This window comes from Anaerococcus sp. mt242, assembly GCF_016798225.1.
In the GTDB taxonomy this organism is placed as follows: Bacteria; Bacillota; Clostridia; order Tissierellales; family Peptoniphilaceae; genus Anaerococcus.
The window spans coordinates 1-7,202 of sequence record NZ_JAEUYX010000033.1; the positions used below are offsets into that span (position 1 = coordinate 1).

The following is a 7,202-nucleotide window of genomic DNA, read 5'->3' on the forward strand; positions in this document are numbered from 1 at the left end:
ATAAAAAACTGACCTCCTTAAGTTGATTAGGTCCAACTTTAAGGGGTCAGTTCACTCTCAGGCTTGGGTTATTTTTTAGTCCATTACTTCATAATTTACATCATCGATTATTTCGCTTTTTTCATTATCCATTACATATTCAGGGATCATTTTGTTTGCGATGGCAAATAATATTGTCATTACAAGGGCATCATCAAACCATCCTAAAAATGGAATGGCATCTACTACAACATCTGCAGGCATGAATGCATAGGCAATTGCAACTGCTACTGCAATTTTTGCTGGGATTGGTGTATTTTTATTTTTTAAAGCATTAAAAAAAGCTGGAATTGATGTTCTAATTTTGTTAAATTTTGTCATTTAAACCCCTTTCTTAAAATAGGTTTTAATAAAATTTATTTACATTTATATTATACTTGATAATATTAAAAGTCAAGTTAAATATTGTAAGATTTAATAAAAAATATTATCTTTGGTATAATATTTTTAAGGAGAATATTATGGGATTTAGATTTAGAAAAAGTATAAATCTTGGCAAGGGATTTAGGATAAATATGAGTAAGTCTGGGCCAGGATTTTCTTGGGGAGGAAAGGGATTTCGTATAACCCGCACTGCCAATGGAAATATCAGAGGATCAGCTTATATACCGGGAACTGGGATTGGCTACCAAAAAGATTTTGGCAATCCTCATAAAAAAATTACAGGCAAAAAAAATACAAATACAGCTGGTAGAAGCAAAACACAAAGTGCAAACACAAAAACTTTTGATAATGATTTGACTAATATTCGCTCAAATGATATGAAAGATGTCCTAGCTGCAAGTAATAAAAATCGCACCAACACTTATATTGCCATTGGATTGATTGCAATCGGCATACTTCTTGCAATTATCAATCCGTTTTTTGTGATAATTTCTATTCTTGGAGTGATTTTTTGGATATATAACAATAATAATCAGACTATTAGGCTTGATTATGAGATGAGCGAGGATGCAAAAAAAGAATTAGAAGTTACAAATAACTTGCTAGAAGGTATTATGGAGTCAGATGCTGTTTGGCTAGTGACAGAGGCAGAAGATTTGCCAGAATCAAGCGGAGCGGACATGAAAATTATTTCCCGCGAAAATATTTCATATTTTAAGGGCAATAATGAGATAGAAACAAATGCTGAAACCTTCACTCTGGATGCTGGGCAAATAAAATTAATTTTCTTGCCAGATTCAGTATTTATCAAAAAGGGATCAAAAATGTCTGCCCTATCCTTCAATGAGATGAAAATAGACTTAGGAAAAATGACATTTTTAGAAGATCAAAATCCTCCAGCAGATGCGACAGTACTGGGTAAAACGTATGAACATGCCAACAAAGATGGCAGTCCTGATAAAAGGTACAAAGAAAATAGGGAATTAAATCTTGTAGAATACGGATACTTATCCCTTAAAAAAGCACCAGGATTTGATATTTTTATAGTATTCTCAGATACAGTTTTAGATGGGGAATAAATTTTGACAGTAGCTTTGCTACTGTTTTTTATTTCTGTTTTTAGTAAAATTTTGAATATACTTTCAAAAAATTGAGGGAAAACGGGAAAATGTTATCATAAGAAAGTAGGCGTTGAAATTAATTTCTGATTTATGAATATATATTGAAAATAAATTCAATTTAGGATATAGTTTTCATGAATTAGGAGGGCAAAATGATCGATAATAAGATTGAAGCTTTAAAGGGAAAGTTAATAGTCTCTTGCCAAGCTTTACCAGATGAACCATTGCATTCTTCATTTATAATGGGTCGCATGGCAAAGGCTGCAAAGCAAGGCGGGGCAAGTGGTATCAGAGCAAATACGGCAGCTGACATAAAAGAAATTCAAAAAGAAGTAGACTTACCTATTATAGGAATTGTAAAAAAAGATTATGACGATTCTAAGGTATACATAACTCCAACTATGGATGAAATCGATGAGCTAGCAGCAACTGGAGTAGAAATCATAGCCCTAGATGCCACAAGTGATTTAAGACCAAATGGGAAGAGTATCGATGATTTTTATAATGAAATCACAGAAAAATATCCAAATCAACTGCTAATGGCAGATTGCTCCACAGTAGAAGAAGCACTCCATGCAGATGAACTAGGTTTTGATTTTATAGGTACAACCTTAGTTGGCTACACTGACCAATCAAAAGGGGATAAGATTGAGGCAAATGACTTTGAAATTTTAAGAAAAATAATTGAAAAGGCAAATGGAAAAGTCATAGCTGAGGGCAATATAAATACTCCAGAAAAGGCAAAAAGAGTTATAGAACTTGGTGCTCATAGTGTAGTAGTAGGATCAATAATCACCAGACCACAAGTGATTACCAAAAACTTTGTTGAAAAACTTTCAGAAAACTAAAAAAATAAAAATTTTAAACAGGAGGAAAACGTAATTATGAGAAATTTAGACAAATACAAAGGTGTTATCCCAGCATTTTATGCTTGCTATGATGATGAGGGAAACATTAGCCCAGAAAGAGTAAGAGATTTAACCAAATACTTTATAGAAAAAGGTGTAAAGGGTGTTTATGTAAACGGATCTTCTGGGGAATGCATCTACCAAAGTGTTGAAGATAAAAAAATCGTTTTAGAAAATGTTATGAAAGAAGCAAAGGGAAAATTAACAGTGATTGCCCATGTTGCTTGTAATAACACTAAAGATTCTATGGAACTTGCAGCCCATGCAGAAAGCCTGGGAGTAGATGCTATTGCAGCTATACCTCCAATTTATTTTAGACTTCCAGAATACGCTATTGCAGAATATTGGAATGATATTTCATCTGCAGCTCCAAATACAGATTTTGTAATTTATAATATCCCACAACTAGCAGGAGTTGCCCTAACACCAAGCTTATTTGCAGAAATGAGAAAAAATCCTAATGTAATCGGTGTAAAAAATTCATCAATGCCAGTCCAAGACATTCAAATCTTTAAACAAGATGCGGGAGAAGATTACATAATCTTCAACGGCCCAGATGAACAATTTATCTCAGGAAGATTAATCGGAGCCGAAGCCGGTATAGGTGGAACTTATGGGGCAATGCCAGAATTATTCTTAAAAATGAATGAACACTTTGAAAATGGAAATTTAGAGCAAGCTCGTAATATCCAATATGACATAAATGCAATAATTTATAAAATGGTTTCAGGTCATGGAAATATGTATGCAGTTATAAAAGCAATTTTAAGAGAAAATGAAGATCTAGATATAGGCTCTGTTAGAAAACCATTAGCTGAATTAAATGATGAAGATGAAAAAATTGTAAAAGAAGCAGCATCTATGATAAGAGATGCAAAAGAAAAATATATTGGCTAAGTAGGAGAAAATATGCAGGGTTTTACAACAATTGACTTAATAATACTTATTGTTTATCTAGGAGCAGTACTTTTTGCAGGACTTCACTTTTCAAAAAAGAAAATGGAGGGCAAGGAATACTTTAGAGGCGATGGATCTATCCCTTGGTGGGTAACATCAGTATCTATTTTTGCTACCCTACTAAGTCCTATATCCTTTTTATCACTTGCAGGAAACTCCTATGCAGGCACATGGATAATGTGGTTTGCTCAATTGGGGATGCTAATTGCTATACCATTTACTATAAAATTCTTTTTGCCAATTTATGCAAAATTAGATATAGATACAGCATACCAATATCTAGAAATAAGATATAAATCTAAGGGCCTTAGAGTCCTTGGGGCAATCATGTTTATCATCTATCAAATTGGTAGGATGTCTATCATTATGTATCTGCCATGTATGGTTTTATCTAGCCTTATGGGCATAAATGTAGATATTCTTATAATTATTATGGGAGTAATAGCAATTATTTATTCCTATTCAGGTGGACTTAAATCTGTTTTATGGACAGACTTTATCCAAGGATCAGTTTTACTAATTGGGGTTACTTTTGGTTTAATCTACCTAATTAGCAATATCAATGGTGGAATGGGTACTATAAGCCACGAACTATTTACAAATAATAAATTTTTAGCAGTAGACCAACCAATGTTTGATGCAAATATTCTAAGAGACAGTGTATTTTTATTAATTGTAGGAGCTGGTATAAATACAATAGGTTCTTATGTTTCAAGTCAAGATATTGTACAAAGATTTACCACAACAAATGATTCAAAACAATTAAGAAAAATGATGATTGGTAATGGATGTTTATCAATATTTATAGCTACTGTGTTTTACCTAATAGGTACAGGACTATATGTTTTCTACCAAGTCCAAGGTAATCCACTACCACCAAATGCTCAACAAGACCAAATATTTGCATCATGGATTGCATATGAGCTTCCAGTAGGAGTTACAGGTTTATTACTTGCAGCTATTTATGCAGCAGCCCAATCAACCCTATCAACAGGTCTAAACTCAGTTGCATCAAGCTGGGCCCTTGATATCCAATCAACACTAAATAAAAAAGAAATGTCATTTGAAAGACAAACTAAAATCGGTCAAAGAGTTTCATTATTAGTTGGTGTTTTTGCCATAGTTGTTTCAATCATCTTAGCTCACGGAGAAGTAAAATCAGCCTACGAATGGTTTAACGGATTTATGGGATTGGTATTAGGAATCCTAGTTGGTATCTTTATCCTAGGTGCCTTTACAAAAGTAGCTAATAAATTTGGAGCAACCCTTGCCTTTATAGTAGCTTCTTTAGTAATGGTTTATATAAAATATTTTGTAGACCCAGCCAAAGTATCATTTTGGTCATACTCAATTATTTCTATAGGAGTGTCATTAGTAGTTGGAGTAATTGGATCTATAATTTATAATAAGGTAAAGGGTATAAAAGATGATGTACCAGTAGTGAACTCAACAGTTTATAATCAACAATAGGAGAATAATATGATATTTGGAAATATTACTAATGTAGAAGAATACGCTTACTTAGAAGATAAAATCAAAGCTTGCTTTGACTATTACAAAGAAAATGATATGGAAAACATGGAAGCAGGCATCCACAAAATCAATGGTGATGACTTTTTTGTAAATATAGTAGAATATGACACAACAACAGTAGAAAATAGATTTTGGGAAGCTCACAAAGAATACCTAGACCTTCACCTAATGCTTTTAGGAGAAGAAAGAATTGACCTAAACTTTTTAAAAGATATGGACTTAGGTGACTATGATGCAGAAAAAGACTTTCAAGCAGCAGAAGGCGAGAGAAATTCTTCAGTAGATTTAAAGGTGGGAGATTTCCTAGTTTGCTATCCAAATGATGTGCATATGACAGCCTTACAAATCAATGATCCAGTTTATACAAAAAAAGCTATATTTAAAATCAAAATATAATTAAACAAAGGCATGAGGCAATAGGTCTTATGCCTTTTTAAAACTATAAATAGGAGAAAATATGAAAGAGTATATAAGCATAGACATAGGCGGGACTTTTATAAAATATGGCCTTATAAATGAAAATGGGGAAATCTTAGAAAAACACGAACTTGCCACAGAAGCTAATAAGGGTGGTAAGCAAATTTTAGAAAAGACCTTAAAAATTGTGGGAGATTATAAAAATAATCATCAAGTAGAAGGAGTTGCCATATCCACAGCAGGTATGGTGGATACAAAAAATGGATCTATCCGCTATGCCTCAGAACTTATCCCAGGCTATACAGGAATTAATTTTAAAGACCCTATAAAAGAAAAATTTGATTTGCCATGCTATGTAGAAAACGATGTAAACTGTGCAGGCCTTGCCGAATACAAATCAGGTGCTGGAAAAGATAGTGAAGTTGCCCTAATCCTTACTATTGGAACAGGTATAGGCGGTTGTGCAATAATAAATGGAGAAGTTTACCATGGAGTTTCTGGATCTGCTATGGAAATTGGATATATGAATATGCAAAATAGCACTTTTGAGACCCTAGCTTCTGCAAAAACCTTAGTAGAAAAAGTTGCTGACTTAAATGGTGAAAACGTAGAAGATTGGGATGGCAAAAAAGTATTTGACCTAGCAAAAAACGGAGATGAAATCTGCATAAAAGCCATTGATGAAATGTGCGAAGTCCTAGCAATAGGCATATCAAATATGGTTTATGTATTAAACCCAGATACAGTTATCTTAGGTGGCGGCATTATGGCTCAAGAAGAATATTTGTATGAAAAAATCGATAAAAATCTAGAAAAATATTTGGAAAAACCACTTTATGATGCAGTGAGCCTAAAATTTGCAAGCCAGCAAAATGCAGCAGGTATGCTAGGAGCCTTTTATAACTTTAAAAATAAAACAGCTAGAGACTAAGGAGCTTTTATGCCCTATTATGTAAAATCAGTAATTGAAACAATAGAATCAAACTACGAAAACTTCACACCCACAGAAAAAAACATAGCAGATTTTTTCATCCATAATGATAAAAAGGGAGATTTTTCTGCAAAAAAATTAGCAGATAAGCTTTTTGTATCAGAAGCCTCCCTATCAAGATTTGCTCAAAAATGCGGGTTTAGAGGTTATAGAGAGTTTATATATGAATATAGTCAAAATTTTATAGAAAGAAAGGACGAAATCACAGATAAGGTCAGCCAAGTCCTAAAAACCTACCAAGAACTATTAAACAAAACTTACTCACTCATAGATGAAAGTCAGATCCAAAGGGTGATAAAATACATCAATACTGCTCAAAAAGTTTTTGTTTGCGGCAAGGGGTCATCAGGCCTTGCGGCAAATGAGATGGAAATGCGTTTTATGAGGATAGGGGTAAATATTGACTCTATAACTGACACCGATCATATGAAAATGAGGGCGGTCTTTCATAATGAAAATACTCTGGTAATTTGTCTAAGCATCAGTGGAGAGACCAAGGAAGTTTTGTATTTTCTAAAAGAAGCCCACGAAAAAAACGCAAAAACAGTTTTAATAACTTCTCAAAATAGAGAAGAAATTAAAGAATATTGTGACGAATTGATTTTAGTTCCTTCCCTAAAACATTTAAACTACGGTAATGTTATCAGTCCCCAATTTCCCTTATCTATAATGGTAGATCTCTTGTATACATTTTTTGTAAATGAAGATAAAAATATTAAGAAAAAAATGCATGATGATACCATAAAGGCCTTAGGGAATGAAAAATTAAAAGAAAATAACCTTTAAAAAATCATTCCTTTTTGAGCTGAACCCATAAACACGGAATAACTTAATAATATTTTAAGCGGAATG

8 protein-coding genes are annotated in these 7,202 nt (G+C 33.1%); 7 read left to right on the top strand and 1 reads right to left on the bottom strand.

Annotation, left to right across the window (positions count from 1 at the left end; genetic code table 11):
• Positions 1–75: 75 nt before the first annotated feature.
• Positions 76–360 carry a YkvA family protein gene (locus JNO63_RS08380; RefSeq protein WP_203128500.1) on the bottom strand — a complete coding sequence of 95 codons (285 nt, stop codon included), beginning with the start codon at positions 358–360 and terminating at the stop codon, positions 76–78.
• Positions 361–500: 140 nt separating this feature from the next.
• Between JNO63_RS08380 and JNO63_RS08385 the strand changes: the two genes are divergently transcribed.
• From JNO63_RS08385 to JNO63_RS08415, 7 genes are all read left to right on the top strand, one after another.
• A complete protein-coding gene (locus tag JNO63_RS08385; protein WP_203128501.1) occupies positions 501–1,502 on the top strand; it encodes a DUF4236 domain-containing protein in 1,002 nt (333 codons plus the stop codon).
• A gap of 194 nt (positions 1,503–1,696) precedes the next feature.
• Positions 1,697–2,392, top strand: a complete 696-nt coding sequence (locus JNO63_RS08390; protein ID WP_203128502.1) for an N-acetylmannosamine-6-phosphate 2-epimerase — start codon at positions 1,697–1,699, stop codon at positions 2,390–2,392.
• A gap of 36 nt (positions 2,393–2,428) precedes the next feature.
• Complete coding sequence (locus JNO63_RS08395; RefSeq protein ID WP_203128503.1) at positions 2,429–3,349, top strand: dihydrodipicolinate synthase family protein; 921 nt, start codon at positions 2,429–2,431, stop codon at positions 3,347–3,349.
• Between the two features lie 12 nt (positions 3,350–3,361).
• Positions 3,362–4,879, top strand: a complete 1,518-nt coding sequence (locus JNO63_RS08400) for a sodium:solute symporter (protein WP_203128504.1) — start codon at positions 3,362–3,364, stop codon at positions 4,877–4,879.
• 9 nt (positions 4,880–4,888) lie between these two features.
• On the top strand, positions 4,889–5,338 hold the full coding sequence (locus JNO63_RS08405; protein ID WP_203128505.1) for a YhcH/YjgK/YiaL family protein: 450 nt from the start codon (positions 4,889–4,891) through the stop codon (positions 5,336–5,338).
• 61 nt (positions 5,339–5,399) lie between these two features.
• Positions 5,400–6,290: an ROK family protein gene (locus JNO63_RS08410; RefSeq protein WP_203128506.1), complete on the top strand. Its 891-nt coding sequence runs from the start codon at positions 5,400–5,402 to the stop codon at positions 6,288–6,290.
• A gap of 9 nt (positions 6,291–6,299) precedes the next feature.
• Entirely contained in the window at positions 6,300–7,136 is an 837-nt protein-coding gene (locus JNO63_RS08415; protein WP_203128507.1) for a MurR/RpiR family transcriptional regulator, read from the top strand.
• Positions 7,137–7,202: the final 66 nt, after the last annotated feature.

Excerpts from the sequence above, each read along its gene's own strand:
- JNO63_RS08380 (WP_203128500.1), bottom strand. The coding sequence starts at position 360 with ATGACAAAATTTAACAAAATTAGAACATCAATTCCAGCTTTTTTTAAT.
- JNO63_RS08385 (WP_203128501.1), top strand. The coding sequence starts at position 501 with ATGGGATTTAGATTTAGAAAAAGTATAAATCTTGGCAAGGGATTTAGG.
- JNO63_RS08390 (WP_203128502.1), top strand. The coding sequence starts at position 1,697 with ATGATCGATAATAAGATTGAAGCTTTAAAGGGAAAGTTAATAGTCTCT.
- JNO63_RS08395 (WP_203128503.1), top strand. The coding sequence starts at position 2,429 with ATGAGAAATTTAGACAAATACAAAGGTGTTATCCCAGCATTTTATGCT.
- JNO63_RS08400 (WP_203128504.1), top strand. The coding sequence starts at position 3,362 with ATGCAGGGTTTTACAACAATTGACTTAATAATACTTATTGTTTATCTA.
- JNO63_RS08405 (WP_203128505.1), top strand. The coding sequence starts at position 4,889 with ATGATATTTGGAAATATTACTAATGTAGAAGAATACGCTTACTTAGAA.
- JNO63_RS08410 (WP_203128506.1), top strand. The coding sequence starts at position 5,400 with ATGAAAGAGTATATAAGCATAGACATAGGCGGGACTTTTATAAAATAT.
- JNO63_RS08415 (WP_203128507.1), top strand. The coding sequence starts at position 6,300 with ATGCCCTATTATGTAAAATCAGTAATTGAAACAATAGAATCAAACTAC.